Raw genomic sequence first — 23063 nt, forward strand, 5'->3', positions numbered from 1 at the left:
TATAGGCCAGTTTAACGTAGCGGTCTTTGACGGAAAACGCCTGCCAAAATCATCTGGCAGGCGTTTTTTCTAGTACCTATTTCTGCACGTACCGCAGCGCTGACTTACGCCATTACGTCAGCAGTAACAAACTTATCACTTCCAGAAATCGCGAATCGAGGCGATGCCTTGGGCGCCTACGGCGCGGGCGTGATTGGCATCAAAGCGTGTCATTCCACCCAGCGCAAAGACCGGCATTCCGGCACGCTCAACCAGTTGTTGAAAATCATGCCAGCCCATCGGCGCTACTTCCGGATGTGAAGGCGTAGTGCGAAGCGGTGACAGCGTCACAAAATCACACCCCAGCAGCGCCGCTTTGGAGAGCTGAGTTTGGTCATGTGTCGAGGCAGAGAGCCACTTTTGCTCGGCAATCGGACGTCGATCCAGCTGCATCAAGCGCTCGCTGGTTAAATGAATACCATCGGCATCCACATGTTCAAGCAGCGCAGGCTCGCCGTTGAGTAGAAGCTTGGCGCCATACTCATGACACATGCGCAAAGCGCGTTCAGCGCGCTTAAGATAAGCGGCTTCATCAAGCTGCTTGGCACGCAGCTGCACCAAGCGAATGTTGTCTTCTTTCAAGGCCCGCTCCAGGAGCGTATCAAAACGCGCCTCGTCAGCCTCTTCTTTTGTAATCAGATATTCAGTGGGCAGCATCACAGCACGCAGGATCGGCAGGTTGGCCGCCGGGAACGGATAATTAGCCAACTCCTCCATCGGCACCCAACGCACGGCTTGGCCTTCGCGACCAAAAGGCTCGCCAGCAAACTCATGAACCTGCCAAACATCTAACAAAATATGCTTGTCAGGATATTCGTGATGCACACGGATCAAGGGCTGCGCACGTACAATCTCAACACCAAGCTCTTCGTGCAGCTCGCGCTTAAGGCCCTCAAGTCCTGTTTCATAAGGCGCGAGTTTCCCACCCGGAAACTCCCACAAGCCACCCTGATCGACATTCGAGGGCCGACGTGCAATCAGCACTTGCTTCTGATCGGCACTAATGATGGCTGCTGCCGCAACATGAACTCGTCGTTTTACCATTACATTCATTACGTCTTTATCCACTGTGTGCGCACCGGCGGATCAGTGCCGGCGCTTACTCGCTGCGTGAGCCCTTTATGACTGCCAAACCCAGTCGGTGACTGGCTAACTAGCTACGATAGTCTGCGTTGATCGACACATAGTCATGGGAAAGATCAGAGGTCCATACGGTGGCACTCTCCTGACCGCGCCCTAAACTGATGCGAATCGTAATTTCGTCTTGCGCCATGACGGCACTGCCTGCGGCTTCCGTATACCCAGCCGCACGACCACCTTCTTCAACCAGGCGAACATCTGCCAGGTCAATGACAATGCGGTCCACGTCAAAATCAGCCACAGGCGCTCGCCCTACTGCGGCCAGAATACGCCCCCAGTTAGCATCAGAGGCGTAAAGCGCTGTTTTCACCAAGGGTGAGTGGGCGACGGTAAATGCGACATCCAGCGCTTCCTGACGACTTTCTGCGCCATCAACCTGGAGCGTCACAAACTTTGTCGCGCCCTCACCATCACGGATGATCGCCTGAGCCAAGCTCGTCATTACCTGCTGCAATGCATCACGGAAGACAGCGATATCCTCGTCGTCTTCAATCGCCGTTCCCGTACCTGTCGCTGCAAGCATGCACGCATCATTGGTTGAAGTGTCGCTATCCACGGTAATGCAGTTAAACGAGGTATCCACCGTCTCGCGTAACAAGCGATCCAGTAATGACTGTTCAATAGCAGCATCCGTGACGACAAAGCCCAACATGGTCGCCATGTTGGGTTTAATCATGCCTGAGCCTTTAGTGATGCCATTGATAGTAACTGACCCGTCACTAACCTTCACGGTAACGCTGGCACCTTTGGCTCGGGTGTCGGTGGTTAAAATCCCTTCACCGGCATGTTGCCACGCCTGACTATTGTCAGCACCTGACGCAAGCGCTGGCGTGATACCGGCTAAAAGGTGCTCCATGGGAAGTGGTTCACCGATAACCCCCGTTGAGAAAGGCAGTACCTGATGCTCGGCAACGCCAGCTTGCTCTGCTACCGCTTTACAGCTGGCGTAGGCATCATGAAGCCCCTGTTTGCCGGTGCCCGCATTCGCATTACCGGTATTAATTAGCCAGTAACGCGGTGCCTGGCCCTGCTCGCGGCAGCGCTCAATATGCGCCTTGGCAACCGACACCGGGGCAGCGCAGAAGGCATTTCGCGTGAACACACCAGACACGGTTGCCGAGGCGGGTAGCTCAATAACTACCATGTCACGACGACCCGGCTTTTTAATACCCGCCATTGCACTTCCCAAGCGCACCCCAGCCAAGGGGGGCATCACCGGAAAGGGACTATTTCCCACCGCCATGATCGTCTCCTCTACCTAAATCCAGACCGCTTCTGATTAGCTTAATTTACCGCAGCACTGCTTGTACTTCTTACCTGAACCACATACACACGGGTCGTTGCGGCCGACTTTCGGCCCTTCGCGACGGACAGGGCGTGCGTCCTGCTCAGTGCTTTCCACATCACTGTTTTCACCGCTTAATCCGCTTTCACTGGAAGAAGCATCATCGTGACGATTAGCGGCCGCGGCTTTTTCGCGGGCCAACTCTTCACGCCGCTTTTGCTCCAGCGCATCAACTTCTTCAGGCTGACGTACCTGAACATGGCTTAGAATACGGGTGACATCCGCTTTAATATTGGTCAGCAGGTGCTGGAACAATTCAAACGATTCACGCTTGTACTCTTGCTTGGGGTTCTTTTGTGCGTAGCCGCGTAAATGGATGCCCCGACGCAGGTGATCCATGGACTGCAAGTGCTCTTTCCAACGCGTATCCAGAACCTGAAGCATGACCTGCTTCTCAAAACGACGAATCAGGGTCGCGCCTGCGGCATCCACCTTGGCCGCATAAGCGTCATGGTGCATGTCTTGCAGACGCTCACGCAGCTTCTCTTCGCTAAAGCGCTCATCATCAGCGGCCCACTGGACCACCGGGGCATCCAAGTTGAACTCTGTCTTAAGGTGCATTTCAAGCCCAGCCAGATCCCACTGCTCGGCTAAACTCTGCGGCGGAACGAAGTCGTTAATGGTGTCTTCCATGACTTCTTCACGAATACCCACGATAGCTTCTGCAATGTCATCAGAGGCCAGAACCTCATTGCGCTGCTCGTAAATAACCCGGCGCTGGTCGTTTGCCACGTCATCATATTCAAGCAACTGCTTACGAATATCGAAGTTACGCCCTTCCACTTTTTTCTGGGCACGCTCAACGGCGTTAGATACCATTTTGTGCTCAATGGCTTCGCCGCGCTCCAGGCCCAATGCCTGCATGAGACGCTTAACGCGGTCAGAACCAAATAGCCGCATCAGGCTATCTTCCAACGACAAGAAGAAGCGCGTTGAACCTGGATCGCCTTGACGACCAGAACGTCCACGCAACTGGTTATCAATGCGCCGAGACTCATGGCGTTCCGAACCAATAACGTGCAGGCCACCGGCTTCCAGCACACCATCGTGACGCTGCTTCCACTCGGCTTTTAATGCATCAATCTGCGCCTGGCTTGGGTTTTGCAGCTTGGCAACGTCAGCTTCCCAGTTGCCCCCCAACATAATATCGGTACCTCGACCGGCCATGTTGGTGGCAATAGTGATCGCGCCAGGACGCCCTGCCTGAGCAATAATCTCGGCTTCACTCTGGTGCTGCTTGGCATTCAGGACATTGAACTTCAGCCCCGCTTCGCGCATTAAGTGCGCCAGATATTCAGACGTCTCGATGGACGCCGTACCTACCAACACCGGGCGGCCTGCCTCTGTCTCGACCTGAACGTCCTTAATAATCGCCTCGTACTTCTCTTCGGCGCTAAGGTAGACCAGGTCGTTAAGGTCTTTACGGGCTAACGGGCGATTGGTGGGGATGACGATAACATCAAGCCCATAAATCTGACGGAACTCAAAGGCTTCCGTATCAGCAGTACCGGTCATGCCTGCCAGTTTTTCATACAGACGGAAATAGTTCTGGAAGGTGGTGGATGCCAGCGTCTGGCTCTCGCGCTGAACGGTCACCCCTTCCTTCGCTTCAACAGCCTGGTGAAGCCCTTCAGACCAACGGCGGCCAGGCATCGTCCGTCCAGTATGCTCATCAACGATGACCACCTGGTCTTCCACTACAATGTAATCAACATCCTTGTTGTAGAGATGGCGTGCCCGGAGCGCAGAATGCATGTGCTGAAGTAAATTCAGGTTTTGAGCGGCGTAAAGCGATTCACCCTCTTTAAGAAGGCCTTCCGCCTGCATCAGCTCTTCAACCCTGTTATGCCCCTGCTCGGTCAGCTCAACCTGCTTTTGCTTCTCCTCCAGCACAAAATCGCCAGTTGCAGGCTGGTCGTCATCTTCCGAGACCTCACCCTCTTCCAACTGCTGGGCAAGCTGATTAACGACGTTATAAAGATTGGTATTTTCATCCACCGCACCTGATATGATCAACGGCGTACGCGCCTCATCAATCAGGATAGAATCCACCTCATCAACAATGGCATAGTGCAGGCCACGCTGCACCTTATCCTCCAAAGAGAACGCCATGTTGTCGCGCAGGTAGTCAAAGCCAAATTCGTTATTGGTACCGTAGGTAATATCACACCGATAAGCATGGCGTTTCTCCTCCCCGGTTTGGCCGGAAAAGATAACCCCAACAGAAAGCCCTAAAAACTCATACAGCGGGCGCATCCACTCGGCATCACGGCGGGCAAGGTAGTCATTGACGGTGACAACGTGTACGCCCTTTGCAGGCAGCGCATTGAGATAAACGGCCAGTGTTGCTACCAGCGTTTTACCTTCGCCGGTTTTCATTTCAGCAATACGACCACGGTGCAGGGTCATGCCCCCCACCATCTGTACATCAAAATGCCGCATACCCATGACGCGCTTGCTGGCCTCTCGCACAATCGCAAACGCAGAAGGCAACAAACTATCCAGCGCCTCGCCATTTTCCAGGCGCAAACGCAGCTCCGCTGTCTTACCTTGTAATTCAGCGTCGCTTAATCCTTCAAGCTCAGCTTCGAGCACGTTCACACTGCGAACGTTTTTGTGCATGCGCTTTACTTCACGGTCGTTCTTGGAGCCAACAACCTTGCGTAACAAATTATTAATCATGAAATTTCCAAATCATCTTGAGCGAACCAATGGGCTTCGCCCTGTTCCGTATAAGGCAAGTAAAGTACGTTTTAGAAAACCGTGAGTTAAGCGGGCGGACCGCGCTGGGTAAGCACATCGTGTGCGGCTACCTGGCGCTTTATAAAATCATAAACAGGTAAAAAGTGGCGCTGCACCGCGATACGTTTAAATCGCTGCTGCCAACCGCGCAATGCGCGTCGCCTTTTGGCGATCCAATGCGATTGAGCACGTAAAATAGCCGGTACCCACAAACACACGCAGACGTTACGCTCAGCCCCCCGCATGGCATCAAAAGGCACTAAACTATTGGGCAGTAAGCAGCTTACCAGGAGCCCTGCCAGCCACCAACGCGCCAAGCCATAGCGACGGTTACGTCGCGGCAAAGCAGAAAAGGTGTTAAGCGTGGAGGGCATGCTGTGGATTGGCTCCTGAGCGTGTTAGGCTCTGCAAATAAGTAATGCATCCGTGTCGATGCCGCTACTTGGCTATATATTGAGGGGTTACCCCAGGATTCAAGCGTATGAGTATAAAGGTTAAGCGTTCTCGCGCACAGCCCATCGCCCGTCTGCTAAACAAGTCAGGGGATATTGGCCAATTAATGCGTCAGTCTCGCTTGATAGATCAAGCCCAGTGTCATTTAAGAGCCCATCTGCCAGAAGAGATGCGCCCACATATCTTTGTCGGCGGCTTTCGCGATGGGCGCTTAACCCTGATCAGTGGGCAGGCAAGCTGGCTGACATGGTTGCGCTTTGAACAGCAGCGGCTGTTGACGCTGCTACATCAACTGCCAGGCTTTGAGGCTGTGAACGGCTTTACCTTTAAAGTGCGCCCCGTCCGTCCAGTTGAGGCGCCTTTGCGTAATACCCGACACTTATCCGCCAGTGCGGGAAAAACGCTCAGCGAGTGCGCAAGCGACACACACAATCCTGCGCTGCGTAAAGCGTTAGAGCGCCTTGCGTCTCACGCACCAAAATAAGCGTGCCGCGCGCCTTGCGCACTTTTCAAATGCCAGAAACGCAAAAGCACCGCCTGAGCGGTGCTTTTTTCATCAAGGGCAGTTATCGAGCTTGAGCACTACCAAAGGAGAAACCTGGATAGCGCGTCATAGCGAATATCTGACACTCCTGCTTGGCAGTTAGGCCATTGCAGGCGCTGCGTACGAAATAGGCGCAACGGCTTTTTCATCTTCAAACGTCACGATTTCATAAGCATCAGGCTGTGCCATCAATTCGCGGCAAAGCTGGTTATTCAGCGCATGGCCAGATTTTGTACCGTGAAACTCACCAATCAGGCTGTAGCCTAACTGATACAAATCGCCGATCGCATCCAGCACCTTGTGCTTGACGAACTCATCTTCGTAACGCAAACCGCCTTCATTGACGATGCGATAATCATCAACCACGATCGCATTATCCAGACTCCCCCCCAGGGCCAGGTTATTAGAGCGCAAAAACTCCAAATCCTTCATAAACCCAAAGGTGCGCGCCCGAGAAACTTCTTTCACAAAAGAAGTCGTCGAAAAATCGATAAGCGCGGTTTGTTTCTGCTGTTCGAAAACCGGGTGGTCGAAGTCAATGGCAAACGAGACCTTGAACCCTTGGTGCGGAAGGAAAACGGCTTCTTTATCGCCATCTTTAACCGCGACGCGACGCTTGATGCGTATAAATTTCTTTGCTGCATCCTGTTCAAGAATACCCGCCGATTGGATTAAAAACACAAACGGGCTGGCACTACCGTCCATAATCGGCACTTCGGGAGCACTTAGGTCAACGTAAGCATTATCGATGCCTAGTCCTGCAAACGCTGACATCAAATGCTCAACCGTTGCCACTTTCACACCTTCGTGTGAAAGCGCGGTGCAAAGTGTTGTGTCTTCCACTAACTCTGCGCGTGCGGGTATATGTACCACAGGCTCCAGATCGGTTCTAACAAACACAATCCCGGTGTTTGTCGGCGCCGGACGCAAAGCCATGTGGACTTTTTTGCCGGAGTGCAGACCCACTCCAGTGGCGCGGATGACGTTTTGTAGGGTGCGTTGTCTGATCATGGGCAGTGGTCGAACTCTAATGACGGTAGTACCGTAGGGGAAGGAAAGTTATCAAACAGTGTTCACTTTAACAGCAAACGAGCGTTTTAACCAATAAAACACTCGTTTGCTGGCCCGGTAAACCTATAGAAACAATCAATCGGCCTGACGGCGCAAGAAAGCAGGTATGTCCAGATAGTCGTCAGCATCGGCTGAGCGACTCTTTTCCGGACGCGGTTTGGGCGCGTGTTCAGGCGCCTCTGCACGGGCAGTTGCTTGCTGACGCATTACGGTAGGCTGCTGTAGCTTACGGTAATCAGAAGAGTCAGCAGAAGAGCGACGTGCAGGTTCACGTGTCGTCGCTTTGGCAGCTTTCGCGCCATCTAATCCAGCAGCAACAACAGTAACACGCAGCTCATCAGACATTTCCATATCGATGGAAGTTCCCACGACAATGGTCGCTTCTTGTGAAGCAAACTCTTGAACGGTGGCACCTACATCGTTGAACTCGCCAATCGACAGGTCCGGGCCTGCCGTAATATTGACCAGAATGCCTCGCGCACCATGCAGATCGATATCTTCCAGAAGCGGGCTACGGATAGCTTTTTCAGCTGCTTCGCGGGCGCGGTTCTCGCCGGTAGCACCGCCCGTACCCATCATCGCCATGCCCATTTCAGACATAACAGTACGCACATCAGCAAAGTCGACGTTGATAATACCAGGGCTTGTAATCAGCTCGGCAATACCTTGAACAGCGCCAAGCAATACATCGTTGGCAGCGCTAAACGCAGTTAATAGCGTCGCGCTTTTACCCAGTACGGATAAAAGCTTTTCGTTGGGTATGGTGATCAGCGAATCAACATGTTGAGAGAGCTCTTTCATTCCCTCTTCGGCAGCGCGCATACGCTTGGGGCCTTCAAACGGGAAAGGCCGCGTAACGACAGCTACCGTTAAAATACCCAGTTCTTTGGCAACTTGCGCAACCACTGGCGCGCCGCCGGTGCCTGTACCACCGCCCATACCAGCGGTAATAAAGACCATATCGGCGCCTTCAAGCAGCTCAGCGATTCGGTCACGATCTTCCATCGCGGCCTGACGACCTACCTCAGGGTTGGCGCCAGCACCGAGCCCCTTGGTGATTTCACCACCTAGCTGTAATACTGTTTTTGCGGATACGCGTTTAAGCGCCTGGGCATCGGTATTGGCGCAAATAAATTCAACGCCTTCAATGTTACTTTCAACCATGTGATTGACGGCATTGCCGCCACCACCACCAACACCGACTACTTTTATGACCGCACTACTTGAGGGTGCGTTATCTACCAATTCAAACATAAGCCCCGTCTCCTGAACCGCGCTTGCGGCCCTGTCAGAAATTTCCTTTGAACCAGCCCTTGATTCTGGCCAGCGCCGAATGGTCTTCCTTGATATCACGTCGAGAGAGCTCGTTGCGACCTTTATGAGGTGCAATGACTCCCCCGTGGCTTTCTAGACCCTGCCCATGCCGCGCTTCTTGCAGTGCATAGTGCAATAAGCCGACACCTGTCGCATAAATGGGGTTTCGCACGACATCCGCTAAACCTTTAACGTTTTGCGGACAAGCAATACGAACCGGCATGTGGAATATCTCTTCCGCCAGTTCGCCGACCCCTTCCATACGTGAGGTGCCACCAGTGAGCACAACACCAGCGGCAACCATGTCTTCATAGCCACTGCGACGTAATTCGTCTCTAACCAGTGTAAATAGCTCTTCATAGCGTGGTTCGACCACTTCTGCGAGCGCCTGACGCGACAAGTCGCGTGACGGACGATCACCCACGCTAGGAACCTTAATCATTTCATCGCTTGCGGCCAATTGCGTTAAGGCACAAGCGTATTTAACCTTGATCTCTTCTGCGTGCTGCGTCGGTGTACGTAGCGCCATGGCAATATCGTTGGTGACCTGATCACCAGCAATTGGTATAACGGCCGTATGTCGAATGGCACCTTCAGTAAAGATGGCCATATCAGTGGTTCCACCACCGATATCCACCATGCAAACGCCTAATTCACGCTCGTCTTCGGTCAACACTGCCATGCTGGATGCCAGCTGCTCCAGGATAATTGAGTCGACGTCCAAACCACAGCGTCGAACACATTTCTCAATATTCTGTACCGCGTTGAGTGCTGCCGTTACCAGATGAACTTGCGCTTCTAAACGTACACCGGACATGCCCAAGGGCTCGCGAATACCGCCTTGTGCATCAATTGCAAATTCCTGGGGCAGTACATGTAAAACGCGCTGACCTTCTGAAACCGCCCTTGCCCTCGCTGAATCAATAACGCGATCAATATCAGAAGGAGTAACTTCACGCTCTTTAATAGCGACCACGCCATCTGAATTCATCGAGCTAATATGACTACCCGCAATGCCCACATATACCGAGTGAATATCGCAGCCAGCCATAAGCTCGGCTTCTTCCACAGCGCGCTGAATAGATTGAACGGTTGATTCAATATTAATGACAACGCCTCGCTTCATACCCCGTGACGGATGCGAGCCGATACCAGCAATTTCAATGCCGCCATCATCGGTAGGTTGACCGACAATTGCGACGACCTTGGACGTTCCAATGTCCAGCCCGACCACCATATTCGATGCATTGGGTGAGCCTGCCATGAGTCGGGAATTCTCCTTGTAAACTTTTTAAATTAAAATAAATAGGGATACTTAAACCAACTTATTCTTTGCCTATTATAACTTGCAACCGGTAAGCGCTGATAGCTCAATAGCGCTGTACGCTGATGTAAAGTTTAAATCTACAAAATCACCGATATCCCATAGTATAGAAACAATTGGCATAATACGACCAGCCCAAGCCCACAATAATGGGCTTGAAGTGTAATTTAAACCCCATTAATGCGTTTTTACGCGCTGTCGGCGACTTATCATGGCTAAAGCGCGTTAATTAAAACTTGAGTTAGTCTTCTGATGCCTCAAAATCGCTCTGACCATGCCAGGCAACAGCGACACCGTTAGGATAGCGCAGATCAATATAACGAATATGCTCACTATACCTTGATAATTCGCGCTGCCAGGAGGCCGCTAAGCGTGCCAAACGCACTTCATGCTCGCGCCGGCCCAGCATAATCCAGGTACCGTTACTTAGCTGTACACGCCATGCACCGCGCGGCTCTAATCGAAACTGAGTAAGTGCCAACGACAAGTTTGCGAAATAAGGTGTTAGGCGATGATAGTAATTTAGCACCTCTTCACTGCTTCCGCTGGGGCCCGCAAGATCAGGAAGACCTGAAGGCACCGCCAGAGGTGCAAAAGCAAAGGGCTCGCCTTTCGGGTTAAGCAAAAAGTCATCATTCCAGCGCGCAACGGGCACTTGTTCCGCCAGTTCAAACACCAGCGCATTCGGCCACTCACGAGAAATACGTACTTCTTTAAGCCAGCCAATCTCCAGGGCCCGGTTACGCAGCACGCCTAAATCAGCCGATAACCAAGTGGCACCTTGAACCAAAGGGGCAAGCTGAGTGCGTAGGTAGTCTGCGCTTACGTAATCCCACTCCCCACGGATGGAAACACGCTCGATGGGCCGATCCAGCCATAGCCATAGCGCGCGCCCTCCTGCCACTAACAGTAACGCCAGAAGCAGGATACCAAACCAGGCATTACGCCTTTTCATAAGGCCTCATCATGATGCGTTCTGCTTTCCGGCAGAGTGGAGTATCTGCACCACCAGGTCATCAAATTCGATGCCCGCATAGGCAGCGGCTTGAGGCACCAAACTGTGATCGGTCATGCCAGGCACGGTATTAACTTCCAATAGCCAGAACTGGCCATTGGCATCCCGCATCACGTCCACACGCCCCCAGCCTTCACAACCAATGGCCGCAAACGCGTGCTGGCACAGCGTTGCCAGCTGCGCTTCCTCTTCTGCGGTAAGCCCACAAGGAAGATGGTACTGGGTCGTATTGGAAACGTATTTGGCTTCATAGTCGTAGAATCCGCCAGGCACTTCGACCCGAATAGCGGGCAATACACGCTCATCCAGCAGCGCCACCGTGTACTCCTCACCGACCACAAAGCGCTCGGCCATCACTCGGGCATCAAATTGTGCCGCTTCGCGATAGGCGGCCTCAAGCGCCTCCTGGCTTTTAACTATACTGATCCCAAGCGTGGAGCCTTCATGTACTGGCTTAACCATCATCGGCAACCCAAGCGTGGCGACCACTCCGGCCCAGTCTGCATCAGCCGTCAGCATAATGCTTTCCGGCGTGGGCAGCCCAATGGCTTGCCAAACCTGCTTGGTGCGCTGCTTATCCATTCCCAGTGCTGACGCCATAACGCCACTACCGGTATAGGGAATACCCAAGAGCTCAAGCGCGCCCTGCAGCGTCCCGTCTTCACCACCACGACCATGCAGAGCGACAAATATCGCCGATGGCGCCATAGCCTCAAGTCCGGCTAACCCCTTATCGCGTAAGTCATAGCCTTCTGCGTTAATCTTTTGGCGTTTTAGCGCCTCAAGTACAGCGGCACCACTTTTAAGGGAAACCTCACGCTCAGCAGAAGAACCGCCGTAAACCACCACCACACGTGAGCAATCAATATTGACGTCTTTCAGGCTCACAGTTCCACCTCACTCATTTGCAGCTTCGCCTTGGCCAAGCTGAGCGAGATACCACCTACGTCGCCCGCCCCCTGAGTAATTAGGATGTCGTCGGGTCTCAGTACATTGGCCAATAGCGCTGGCAGCTCCTGCTTATGTTCAACAAAAAGCGGGTCTACCTCACCGCGCTGACGAATCGAACCTGCAAGCGTGCGCCCTTCAGCGCCAGGGATAACCGCCTCGCCCGCGCTGTATACGTCTAAAAGTACCAGCGTATCTACCTGGGACAGTACTCGAACGAAATCTTCATAGAGATCCCGAGTCCGGCTGTAGCGGTGGGGCTGATAAAGCATCACTAAACGACGCTCAGGCCAGCCAGCGCGGACTGCTCTGATGACCATATCCACTTCGCGCGGATGATGGCCATAATCATCCACTAACATAATCTTGCCGGGCGCTTTAGGCGCAGGGAAATGGCCATGCACTTGAAAGCGCCGCCCTACCCCAGCAAACCCCGCCAGACCGCGCAAAATCGCCTCGTCACTCACGCCTGCATCCGTAGCAACAACAATCGCTGCCATCGCATTAAGCGCATTGTGCTGACCAGGCATGGCAAGCCGCACGTTTAAGGGCGCGGCCTGACCAGGCCGCAAAGCCGTAAAGGAAACTTCACCACTTTGCTGCACAAAATCGGTAATCCGATAATCGGCATCGTCTTCAAAACCGTAGGTAACGAACTGGCGCTTAATCTGAGTTCGCAGTGCCCGTACATGCGGGTCATCGATACACAATATAGCCAACCCGTAGAACGGCAGGTTGTGCAGAAATTCGATAAAGGTATCTTTTAACCGTTCGAAATCGCCACCATAGGTGCTCATATGGTCAGCATCAATATTGGTAACTATCGACACCATTGGCTGTAAATGCAGGAATGAAGCGTCAGACTCATCCGCCTCTGCAACCAGATAATCCCCTTCACCCAGGCGCGCATTGGTACCGGCACTGGTCAACTTCCCACCAATGACAAAGGTCGGGTCCAGGCCGCCTTCGGCTAACAGTGTCGCCGTTAAGCTGGTCGTGGTTGTTTTTCCATGGGTACCGGCAACCGCAATGCCGTGACGAAATCGCATTAACTCTGCCAGCATCTCGGCACGACGCACCACGGGGACACGGTGCTCATGTGCCCAGCGAATTTCAGGGTTGGTCGTATCAACGGCGCTTGAAACAACCACAACGTCGGCCCCTTCGACATTCTCCTCGGCATGGCCAATCTCAACCCGAACACCACACACGCGAAGCCGCTCAATAACCGAAGAGGCTTTCATATCACTGCCACTGACGCTGTAACCTTGATTGGCCAATACTTCGGCAATACCACACATGCCCGCGCCACCGATACCGACGAAATGAATATGCTGAATACGGCGCATACCCGGGCCGCTTGAGCTTATGCGTTGCAGCGACGATGGGGTTACTGAGTCGGTCACACGTTTTCTCCTTTGTGTAGTATCGCCAGGCATCCTTCGGCTAATCGCTCTGTGGCATCCAGGTGCGCAGCCTGGCGTGCACGGGAAGCCATCAGCGCCAGCGTAGCGGGCTCTAATAGGTCATTTAAATAGTGCGTTAAACGCTCAGGCGTCAGCGCGGATTGCACAACGCATAGCGCAGCACCCGCATTAACCAGTACATTGGCATTGACTCGCTGGTGATCATCGACCGCAAAAGGAAACGGAACAAGAAGCGAGGGCTTTGCCGCAGCCGCCAGCTCTGCAACCGTTAACGCCCCCGCTCGACAAACCACCAAATCAGCCCAATCATACGCTGCGGCCATATCATCAATAAACGGGGAAACATCGGCCTGTATGCCATGTTCGGCGTACCCTTGTGCCGTTTGAGCGTCCCGCGACTTCCCGGCCTGGTGGCGTATTTCCGGGCGCTTACCGGGTGGTAGCGCAGCAATCGCTTGAGGCAAGCGTTCATTTAATGCCACAGCACCTAATGACCCCCCCACCACTAACAAGCGCAGCGGACGCCCCTGTAATGCCTCGACCGTACGCGGCACTTGGCCAAGTGTCGCTATATCTTCACGCACGGGGTTGCCAATGACGTCTGCCCGCGTACCGAACGCTTCAGAAAAGGCAGCATAGCTGCGCGTCGCCAAGCGAGAAAGCACGCGGTTGGTTAAGCCGGCAACTGCATTTTGCTCATGAACGACCAGCGGAATACCCGATAGCCACGCAGCAAGCCCGCCCGGACCACTGGCAAAACCACCGAGGCCAACCACCAGCTGCGGCTTAAAGCTTTTTATGACGTCACGTGCCTGCCAAATAGCTCGACTAAGGTTCACAGGCGCTTTAAACCAGCCGGCCACACCATTACCGCGCAACCCGCTAACAGCAATGGTATGCAGCTTAATACCGGCCTCGGGCACCAGCCTGTTTTCAATACCTCTGGGGCTACCCAACCACTCAACGTCAATGTTTTGCGCCATAAGCGCACGCGCAAGGGAAAGCGCGGGGATCACATGCCCGCCCGTTCCTCCTGCCATGATTAAAACACGCCGATGTGCGTTCACCGTCACAAACGACTCCTTGAAAATTATTTCGATAACCGCGGCTCATGGCGCGGTTTATAGGGGGTTGGCGCACGGCTCGGCCGCTGTCGTGTTTCTGCGTCAACCCGCAAAAGCAGACCAATCATCATGCCAATAACCAGTAAGCTCGAACCACCATAACTTATCAAAGGCAAGGTCAGTCCCTTGGTGGGCAGTAGCCCCGAGCTTACCGCCATATTGATAAATGCCTGAGAGGCAATAACAAAACAAATACCGTAACTTACGTAAGCACCAAAAAGATGGCCCGCAAGCTCAGCCTTCCGACCAATCCACATGGCGCGACTAATCAATAGAGTAAACAGCAGGATAATCGCAATAGCGCCAATCATGCCCAGCTCTTCGGCAATAACGGCAAAGATAAAATCGGTATGCGCCTCGGGTAAATAGTGCAGTTTCTGGACACTATTACCTAACCCGGTGCCTGTAACATGCCCACGACCAAAGGCAATCAGCGCTTGGGTCAACTGATAGCCGGTTGCGAACTGGTCTGCCCACGGATCCAAAAAACTGGTCCAACGCGCCAGACGATAAGGCTCCAGCGCCACCATCATGACCGCACCAAATCCCAAAACAGTACCGCTGCCAATAAGTAACACGAGCGATGCACCACTCATCATTAACATGCCAATGACACACGTGGTGTAGACCACCATGCCGCCAAAGTCGGGCGCTAAAAACAGCAGTCCTGCGGGTAGCGCCAACACCGCAATGGGACGCCACATGGTAAAAACACGGCGGCGTAAATCATAGGTAAAACGCGACATAAACATCGCCATGTAAAAGATAAGGCCTATTTTACCAAGCTCAGATACTTGAAGACTAGGCAGCGGGCCCGGCAGCGCTATCCAGCGCTTACTGCCGTTAATTTCCTGACCAAACAGCAACACGCCTACCAACAATGCTATGCTTATTAAAAAAATCAGTGCCGCATTCTGGCGCCATACTTCAAGGGGTACGCTAAGCATAAACAAGCAGCCTAACGTTGAAATGAGCAAGAAAACCCCATGCTGCCGAAAATAGTAGAAGCTATTCTCCAGAAGTCCTATTGAGGCCGAGCTAACCATCACCCAGCCAATGCCTGCAAGCGCCACAGCAGCTGCAATGAGCCAGATATCACAGGGGAAGTTTCGCGTCGTTAATACAGTATGCAAGCGCTGTAATCGGCTCATAAGGATACTCCCGCCGCACTGCTTTCCACCCAGCGACGAAAAGCATCACCTCGAACCTGGTAGTTGGGAAACTGGTCCAGGCTTGCACAGGCAGGCGACAGCAACACACAGTCGCCAGGCTCTGCTTGGCTAAATGCGGCCTTCATTGCCTGCGTTAAGTCATTTACCTGCTGGACCGGCACATGCGCCGCTACCGCGTCTGAAATTCGCTCACTATCAGCACCAAATAGCAGTGCCAGCCGCGCGCAGCGCGCCAACGGCACCGCTAACGGCGAAAAGTCAGCGCCTTTACCTACACCACCCGCCAACCAAATCAAGCGACCTGTTAACGTAGCGCCCAACCCTTCAATAGCGGCTAATGTTGCCCCAACATTGGTGCCTTTCGAGTCGTTTATCCACGTCACCCCATTAATACAGGCCACTGTTTCGCTCCGGTGAGGCAACCCCGTAAAGGCTTTTAAGGCTTCTACCATGGCAAATGCATCAAGCGCCAACGCCTGCCCCATTGCCAGTGCCGCTAATGCATTCGTATAGTTGTGCTGGCCAGCCATTTTCAATTCACTTGCCGAAACCCATGGCGTCTGCCCCTGCATGAGCATAAGCTCGGCCCCTTGCCATACCAGCCCCCAGTTGGTGTCTATGGGCGGGTTCGCTGAAAAGCTGACAATGCCTGGCCCTGCTTGAAGAGGCCAGGTCAGGGGGTCGTCCTGATTGACAACCGCATACTGCGCGCCGTTAAAAATACATTGTTTTGCCAAACGATAGGCCGACATATCACCATGCCTATCCAAATGGTCTTCGCTCAGATTCAAGAAAGCCGCGACTTTTGCACCCAAGACAGGCGTGGTTTCAAGTTGAAAACTGGAAAGCTCAAGAACATACAGCTCTGCATCCGGCTGCTCGACCAATAAATCCAGCGCGGGCGTTCCCAGGTTGCCGCCAACCGCCACTCGCAAACCAGCCGCCCTGGCCATCTCACCCAGTAGAGTGGTCACCGTGGATTTCGCGTTTGAGCCCGTGATAGCCGCAATGGGGACTTGGGTCGCGCGAACAAACAGCGCCGTTTCACCAATCAGCACAGGCTCGCCTGTATGCGGATTAACGCGCCCAGCCAGGCTTTCAAGACCCGGCGAATCAGGGCCAACGCCTGGGCTAAGCACTACTTCATAAGCGTCCGTAAAATCGAGCGACGTCAGAGGGCCGCAGATGACGTCAACGTTTGGATGGGCTGCATAAAAAGCGTCAATCCTCGGCGGCTCGCTGCGCGTATCGACGACCATAAACGGCGTATGCGTGCGTGCCAGGTGGCGGCATATTGCTCGACCTGAAAGGCCCAAGCCAACGACCACCGTGACACCCTTGGGTACTCGCACCATCTCTGGCTCCTTTGCGGTTTACGCTTAAGGCGATAACGCTACCGATTAACGAACCTTGAGCGTCGCGAGGCCCAGCAACACCAGCACAACGGTAATGATCCAGAAGCGCACAATAACGCGTGGCTCAGGCCAACCTTTTAACTCGAAGTGGTGATGCAGCGGCGCCATACGGAAAATACGCCGACCCGTCAGTTTGTAAGACCCAACTTGCAGGATCACCGACAACGTCTCCACTACGAAGATACCGCCCATAATAAACAGGACGATCTCCTGGCGAACGATGACCGCCACAACCCCAAGCGCCGCCCCCAGGGCAAGCGCACCTACATCTCCCATAAACACCTGGGCGGGGTACGTGTTAAACCATAAAAAGCCGAGACCCGCACCTGCAATCGTGGCGCAGAAAATAGCCAGCTCACCGGTGCCGTTTATAAACGGGATATGCAAGTAGTTGGCGAACACTGCATTACCGCTAGCGTAGGCAAACACCGACAATCCCATCGCTACCAGCACGGTTGGCATAATGGCCAAGCCATCCAGCCCGTCGGTTAAATTCACGGCGTTAGAACTACCCACAATCACCAGGTAGGTTAATACGATATAGAACACGCCAAGCGGCAGTGCGACGTCTTTAAACAGCGGCACCAACAAGCTGGTTTCAACGGGCGTGGTTGCGGTGAAAAACAGCACTAACGCAGCGCCAAGACCTACCACCGACTGCCAAAAGTACTTCCAGCGTGCCGGCAGGCCTCGCGGGTTCTTTTCTACCACTTTCCGGTAATCATCGACCCAGCCTATCGCACCAAAGCCCAGCGTAACGGCCAATACCACCCACACATAGCGGTTGGTTAAATCACCCCATATGATGGTGCTGATGCCGATGGCCAGCAGGATCATCACCCCTCCCATAGTAGGGGTGCCCGCTTTTGATAGATGTGACTGCGGGCCATCATCACGCACGGCCTGGCCTATCTGGCCTTCCACAAGCCGGCGAATAACCCACGGCCCTAGCCAAAGGCAAAGCATTAATGACGTTAACGCGGCAAGAATGACGCGCAAGGTGAGATAGTTAAAAACCTGAAAGCCCGTATAGTACTGAGCTAAAAAACTCGCCAAGTAAAGTAACATGAACGGCGTTTACCTTATTTCATCCGAGCACAGCACAGTAATGATCTTTTCCATACCGGCGCTACGCGACCCTTTAACCAACAACGTGGCATTGGGCGGCAAAGTATTAATGACATGACGCACTAGCGTCTCGTGGTCGTCAAAATGCTGCCCGCGACCGAAGGCGTCACAAGCTGGACGCGCGTTATCACCCAACGTCAACAGCCCGTCGATGCCAAGCTCAGCCGCGTAGCGGCCCATCTCAGCATGCAGTTTTTCCGTTTCGTCTCCCAGCTCACCCATGGCGCCCAGCGCGCACCAACGCGGCGCGGGGAAACGCATTAACGTCTCCATAGCGGCTTTGACCGCCCCAGGGTTGGCATTATACGTATCGTCTAACAGCGTGGCACCATTAAGCCCCAAAACGATACTTAGCCTTCCCTTCAACGCGCGTAGGGTCTGCAGACCTTCAATCACATCCGTGGGCGTTACGCCTATCGCTAATGCGGCCGCAGCCGCGGCCAGCGCATTGCTCACGTTGTGCTTACCTGGCATGGCAAGCTGCACATCGCCCAGCGGTTTGCCATGTTGAACAAGCGTGAAAGCATACCGCCCCTGAGAGTCACAGGAAAGCGCCGAGGCATGAACATCCGCAGTACTATCAAACCCAAAACTGATCACACGGCGCGGCGACGCACAGGCAGCCCAAAAGGGGTAGTAACGATCATCGCGATTGAGCACCGCGATGCCCTGCTCACTTAGACCGTTCAGCAGCTCGCTTTTGGCTTGGGCAATATGACCCATGCCTCCAAACTCGCCAACATGCGCGCCCGTTACGTTGGTGATCACCGCTACATCCGGTACGGTTAATCGACTAGACCAGGCGATTTCGCCCAAGTGATTTGCGCCTAGCTCAATCACGCCTGCTTGATGCTCGGGCGCTAAGCGTAAAAGCGTGAGAGGTACGCCAATATCGTTATTAAGATTGGCTTTGGTGGCCAACACGTTACCCAACGGCGATAACAGCGCAGCCGTCATCTCCTTCACCGTCGTTTTGCCACTATTTCCCGTGATACCGACTAACGGAATCCCGCACTGACGGCGCCACGCGCCCGCTAAAAGCCCAAGTCCCAAGCGTGTATCAGGGCATACCAACTGAGTCAGTGGACTTTCAACAGCGGACTCAACCAGTGCCGCCGCCGCGCCTTTGTCGCGGGCCTGTTCGATAAAATCATGACCATCAAACCGCGGCCCTTTAAGCGCGATGAATAAGCAGCCAGGAACAATCTGCCGAGTGTCCGTCACAATGGAGGTAAATGCGCGCGATGCATCGCTGACGGGCACCATAATTCCCAGCACTCTGGCGGCATCGGCCAGTGTCCAGTTCATTGTGCACTACCCCGCAATGCAAACGCCTTCATGACTTCATCTTCATCGTTATAAGCGTGACGGACGCCGTTGATCTCCTGGTAGGCCTCGTGGCCTTTCCCAGCGACCAGAATCACATCGTTTTGAGCTGCCTGTTGAATCACTTGGCTGATCGCGTGACGACGGTCCGCTATTTCGAGCAGTGTTGCCGTTGAGGCGAGCCCGGCAATAATGTGCTGACGAATCTGCGCTGCTGACTCGCCCCGTGGATTATCGTCAGTCACCACTACCACATCCGCCAGCGCCTCCGCCGCTTTTGCCATTTCTGCGCGCTTGCCTGTGTCGCGCTCACCGCCACAGCCAAACACACACCACAGCTTGCCCGCCTTGCTTAAATGGGCGCGCAGCGCTGTGAGCGCATTGTGTAACGCATCAGGGGTATGGGCATAGTCAATCACCACGCCCGGAACGCCTTTTGCGTGATAAAGCGCCATACGGCCAGGCACCGGGGTAAGCGCAGCGGCAGCCTCGAAAAGTGAGTTAATCGAATGGCCCCATCCATAAAGCGTCGCCATGGCCAACAACACATTATCCAGGTTGAAACGCCCGACCAGACCCAGCACTAACATGCGCTCGCCTTCGGGCGTGGCAATAAGTGCTTGCTGGCCTGTTTCGCTTGTCTGAACGTCCATCACCCGTAGCGTTACGGCCTCATCCTGACCGACCGCCAATACGCGAACGCTTTGATCACAACCAGCCAGCATCAATCGCGCTAGGGGGTCATCGGCATTAACCACTGCAAGCTCAAGCTCGCTACGTCTGAATAGCTTCGCCTTGGCCGCGGCATAAGCCGCCATGCTGCCATGATAATCAAGATGATCTCGCGTTAGATTGGTAAACACGCCCACCTTTATATTGGCAGCATCTAAACGATGCTGGTCAAGGGCATGGGAGGAAGCCTCAAGCGCTACTCGCTTAATGCCCTGAAGCGCCAGCTCTCCAAACGCCGCCTGCAGGGCTAAAGGCCCCGGCGTGGTGAGCCCAGTATCCACTAGCTGGCCCGAGCGGCCTACACCCAGCGTTCCTACCACACCCGCCGGAACACCTAGCGCTTCGCTAAGTTCTGCAATGTAATGAGTAACGGAGCTTTTACCATTGGTACCGGTGACGCCAATAACCTCAAGGTCATCCGGAACATTAAAAAGTTGTTTACCCAGCGCTCCCAAACGGACAGCCAGATGTGGCAAGTAGAGTACACGCCCATCCCAGGTCGCATGGTGCTCCGTGGTATGCGCCAGCACCAGCGAAGCGCCTTGCTCAAGCACTGCGCGAATAAAATCGCGCCCGTCACGCTGACTACCTGGAACAGCTACAAATATATCGCCGACTTCCAGCGCGCGTGAGTCGGTGGTCAGACGTAAAGACGCGGGTAGTTCGGGAAGCGGCTGCTCAAACGAAGCACCCGGCCATACTTTGCTCAGCGCACTCCATACATCGGTGGGAGCCAACGTCATGCCATCTCCTTAGCCATTCTTACTCGTCAACTTCATGGTCTGGCGGTACGTCCAACAAGCGCAATGCGTTGCCTGTCACGCTTGAAAAGACCGGAGCGGCCACTGCACCGCCATAAAATTCACCCGCTTTAGGGTGATCAATCATCACCACGGTCACAATACGCGGGTCGGAAATAGGCGCAATGCCTGCAAATACGCTGCGATAAGCATCCGTGGTATAGCCGCCCTGCCCCGACTTACGCACAGTCCCGGTTTTGCCTCCCACACGATAACCTTCAACGCGTGCGCGCCGACCACCGGTATAGGCGGCAACGGATGTCTCCAGAATATTCAGCAAATCATTGGCGACGGCGGGCTCAATGGCAGGCAGTCCTTGGGGCGGTTCAGAAAGGCGCAACAATGAAGGCGGTAAGCGCATGCCACCATTAGCCAGTGCGGTATAAGCACTGGCTAATTGAACAGCCGAGACAGACAGGCCATAGCCGTAAGAGAGCGCTGCCCGCTCACTACGCGACCAGCGCACCGGGGCCGGAAGACTACCCGTTGACTCCCCTGGAAAACCCGTCCCTGGGGATTGCCCCAACCCTAGCTGGTTATATTTTTCCCACATAGCCGTATCGCTTAACTGCAACGTTAAACGGGACATACCCACGTTGGATGAGTGCTCCAAAATACCGGCAAGCGTCAACTCGCCATAATCGCGAAAGTCACGAATGGTAAATTGATCGAGACGCATCCAGCCAGGCGACGTATTCACAACCGCATCGCGATCAACAATGCCGCTTTCAAGAATGGCAGCCATGGCCAGCGGTTTCATAACAGAGCCTGGCTCAAATACATCAACCAGCGCCTGGTTACGCAACCCACGGGGATCAAGCCCGGCACGATTATTAGGGTTATAAGAAGGCAGGTTAGCCATCGCCAACACCTCACCGGTGCGGGCATCCATAGTGACAAGCACGCCACCATCCGCTTCATGCTCAGCCACCGCCGCTCGAAGCTCCCGGTACGCCATATATTGAATGCGCTGATCAATTGAAAGCACCAAGTCGCCGCCTGGCTGCGCTTCACGTATGACGCCTAGCTCGCGCACCAAACGCCCACGTCGGTCTTTAATGACGCGGCGCTGGCCAAGATGACCGGCCAGGAAAGGCTGATAAGAGAGTTCCAACCCCTCCTGCCCCCTATCATCTACATTGGTCACGCCAAGTATCTGTGCGGCGACCTCGCCAGCAGGGTAGTAACGCTTGTGCTCGCGCTGGGGATACACGCCGGGTGTGCGTAAATCCAGAATCCGCTGGGCCGCTTGTGGCGTCATCTGGCGGCGAAGGTACATAAACTCACGGCTGCTATAAAGTTCAACCCGCGCCTCAAAGTCATCCGGCGACATGCCTAGCGCCTGCGCCAGCATTACGCGCTGAATACCATCTTCGGGTAGCTCTTGAGGATTGGCCCACAGCGTAACAACCGGTGTTGAGATCGCGAGCGGCTCGCCGTTTCGATCCGTGATCATGCCACGGTGCGCAGGGATCGCTTCATGGCGAAGTGTTCGCGCATCTCCTTGGCTCTGTAGAAAGGGTCGGTCAATCACCTGTAGCAGTGTGATGCGCCCAATAAGGATGCATGCCACTACGCAAAATACGATCAATATAAAGTAAAAACGACCGCTACCTAACGGGGGGGCAACAGGTAGGTGGCGGGGCATCCCTCCCCGACGTTCGCCTCTCATGGTCGTATCACCTCAACATCGTGCACATCAGGAATACGCATATCCAGGCGCTCCGTCGAAATTTGCTCAATACGAGCGGGTGTCGACCAAGCGCCCTCTTCCAAAAGCAACTGCCCCCATTCGGTCTGCAACTGATTTTTCTCCTGCCCAAGCTGTTGCAACTGAGCATACTGAACGCGCGTTAAATGAGTAACAACAACGGTAGCTAAGCCACTAACAATGCAGGCAAAAAAAAGCAGGCAAATAACCAGCGGCCACGTGCGAACACGTAGTTTAAAGGGCCATTCGGTGCGTAGCGTTGAGCTCCAACGCTCAATCCGATCCATGCTCAT

At 54.0% G+C, this 23063-nt stretch carries 19 protein-coding genes; 1 reads left to right on the plus strand and 18 read right to left on the minus strand.

Going from position 1 to position 23063, the window contains the following annotated elements; translation table 11 throughout:
- Positions 1-135: 135 nt before the first annotated feature.
- From ACT3RQ_RS00480 to ACT3RQ_RS00495, 4 genes are all read right to left on the minus strand, one after another.
- Positions 136-1083, minus strand: a complete 948-nt coding sequence (locus ACT3RQ_RS00480) for a Nudix family hydrolase (RefSeq protein WP_193053778.1) — start codon at positions 1081-1083, stop codon at positions 136-138.
- A 109-nt stretch (positions 1084-1192) separates the two neighbouring features.
- On the minus strand, positions 1193-2422 hold the full coding sequence (gene argJ / locus ACT3RQ_RS00485; RefSeq protein WP_444638885.1) for a bifunctional glutamate N-acetyltransferase/amino-acid acetyltransferase ArgJ: 1230 nt from the start codon (positions 2420-2422) through the stop codon (positions 1193-1195).
- A gap of 36 nt (positions 2423-2458) precedes the next feature.
- Positions 2459-5206, minus strand: coding sequence for a preprotein translocase subunit SecA (gene secA, locus ACT3RQ_RS00490; RefSeq protein ID WP_444638883.1), 2748 nt, complete (start codon positions 5204-5206; stop codon positions 2459-2461).
- An 86-nt stretch (positions 5207-5292) separates the two neighbouring features.
- Positions 5293-5640 (minus strand): hypothetical protein, encoded by a 348-nt coding sequence (locus ACT3RQ_RS00495; protein ID WP_444638882.1) that lies wholly within the window; start codon positions 5638-5640, stop codon positions 5293-5295.
- A 107-nt stretch (positions 5641-5747) separates the two neighbouring features.
- Here ACT3RQ_RS00495 and ACT3RQ_RS00500 point away from each other — a divergent pair, with 107 nt between their 5' ends.
- Positions 5748-6203 (plus strand): DUF721 domain-containing protein, encoded by a 456-nt coding sequence (locus tag ACT3RQ_RS00500; protein WP_193056286.1) that lies wholly within the window; start codon positions 5748-5750, stop codon positions 6201-6203.
- Between the two features lie 159 nt (positions 6204-6362).
- Here the strand turns inward: ACT3RQ_RS00500 and lpxC are convergent, their stop codons facing one another.
- The 14 genes from lpxC to ftsL form a co-directional block, all read right to left on the minus strand.
- Positions 6363-7274: a UDP-3-O-acyl-N-acetylglucosamine deacetylase gene (lpxC, locus tag ACT3RQ_RS00505; protein ID WP_444679749.1), complete on the minus strand. Its 912-nt coding sequence runs from the start codon at positions 7272-7274 to the stop codon at positions 6363-6365.
- Between the two features lie 135 nt (positions 7275-7409).
- The gene (ftsZ, locus tag ACT3RQ_RS00510) at positions 7410-8588 is read right to left on the minus strand and encodes a cell division protein FtsZ (protein ID WP_172116350.1); all 1179 of its coding nucleotides are present in this window, start codon (positions 8586-8588) and stop codon (positions 7410-7412) included.
- 34 nt (positions 8589-8622) lie between these two features.
- Positions 8623-9912 carry a cell division protein FtsA gene (ftsA, locus tag ACT3RQ_RS00515; RefSeq protein ID WP_193053782.1) on the minus strand — a complete coding sequence of 430 codons (1290 nt, stop codon included), beginning with the start codon at positions 9910-9912 and terminating at the stop codon, positions 8623-8625.
- A gap of 301 nt (positions 9913-10213) precedes the next feature.
- A complete protein-coding gene (locus ACT3RQ_RS00520; RefSeq protein WP_193053783.1) occupies positions 10214-10927 on the minus strand; it encodes a cell division protein FtsQ/DivIB in 714 nt (237 codons plus the stop codon).
- Between the two features lie 9 nt (positions 10928-10936).
- Positions 10937-11875, minus strand: coding sequence for a D-alanine--D-alanine ligase (locus ACT3RQ_RS00525; protein ID WP_287077841.1), 939 nt, complete (start codon positions 11873-11875; stop codon positions 10937-10939).
- Complete coding sequence (gene murC, locus ACT3RQ_RS00530; RefSeq protein WP_444679867.1) at positions 11872-13284, minus strand: UDP-N-acetylmuramate--L-alanine ligase; 1413 nt, start codon at positions 13282-13284, stop codon at positions 11872-11874. The genes ACT3RQ_RS00525 and murC overlap by 4 nt, the downstream gene beginning before the upstream one ends.
- A 53-nt stretch (positions 13285-13337) precedes the next feature.
- Positions 13338-14435, minus strand: a complete 1098-nt coding sequence (gene murG, locus ACT3RQ_RS00535) for an undecaprenyldiphospho-muramoylpentapeptide beta-N-acetylglucosaminyltransferase (protein ID WP_444630104.1) — start codon at positions 14433-14435, stop codon at positions 13338-13340.
- Positions 14436-14452: 17 nt separating this feature from the next.
- The gene (gene ftsW, locus ACT3RQ_RS00540; protein WP_444638879.1) at positions 14453-15637 is read right to left on the minus strand and encodes a putative lipid II flippase FtsW; all 1185 of its coding nucleotides are present in this window, start codon (positions 15635-15637) and stop codon (positions 14453-14455) included.
- On the minus strand, positions 15634-17013 hold the full coding sequence (gene murD / locus ACT3RQ_RS00545; RefSeq protein WP_444638878.1) for a UDP-N-acetylmuramoyl-L-alanine--D-glutamate ligase: 1380 nt from the start codon (positions 17011-17013) through the stop codon (positions 15634-15636). Before murD ends, ftsW begins: the two co-directional genes overlap by 4 nt.
- A 45-nt stretch (positions 17014-17058) precedes the next feature.
- Positions 17059-18141 (minus strand): phospho-N-acetylmuramoyl-pentapeptide-transferase, encoded by a 1083-nt coding sequence (mraY, locus tag ACT3RQ_RS00550; RefSeq protein ID WP_444638877.1) that lies wholly within the window; start codon positions 18139-18141, stop codon positions 17059-17061.
- Positions 18142-18150: 9 nt separating this feature from the next.
- The gene (locus ACT3RQ_RS00555; RefSeq protein WP_444679750.1) at positions 18151-19509 is read right to left on the minus strand and encodes a UDP-N-acetylmuramoyl-tripeptide--D-alanyl-D-alanine ligase; all 1359 of its coding nucleotides are present in this window, start codon (positions 19507-19509) and stop codon (positions 18151-18153) included.
- Complete coding sequence (locus ACT3RQ_RS00560) at positions 19506-21002, minus strand: UDP-N-acetylmuramoyl-L-alanyl-D-glutamate--2,6-diaminopimelate ligase (RefSeq protein ID WP_444638875.1); 1497 nt, start codon at positions 21000-21002, stop codon at positions 19506-19508. Before ACT3RQ_RS00560 ends, ACT3RQ_RS00555 begins: the two co-directional genes overlap by 4 nt.
- Before the next feature lie 19 nt (positions 21003-21021).
- Positions 21022-22731 (minus strand): peptidoglycan D,D-transpeptidase FtsI family protein, encoded by a 1710-nt coding sequence (locus ACT3RQ_RS00565; RefSeq protein WP_444679751.1) that lies wholly within the window; start codon positions 22729-22731, stop codon positions 21022-21024.
- Positions 22728-23063, minus strand: coding sequence for a cell division protein FtsL (gene ftsL, locus ACT3RQ_RS00570; RefSeq protein ID WP_444638872.1), 336 nt, complete (start codon positions 23061-23063; stop codon positions 22728-22730). Before ftsL ends, ACT3RQ_RS00565 begins: the two co-directional genes overlap by 4 nt.

The organism is Halomonas sp. AOP43-D1-4 (assembly GCF_052446175.1).
Lineage (GTDB): Bacteria > Pseudomonadota > Gammaproteobacteria > Pseudomonadales > Halomonadaceae > Vreelandella > Vreelandella citrativorans.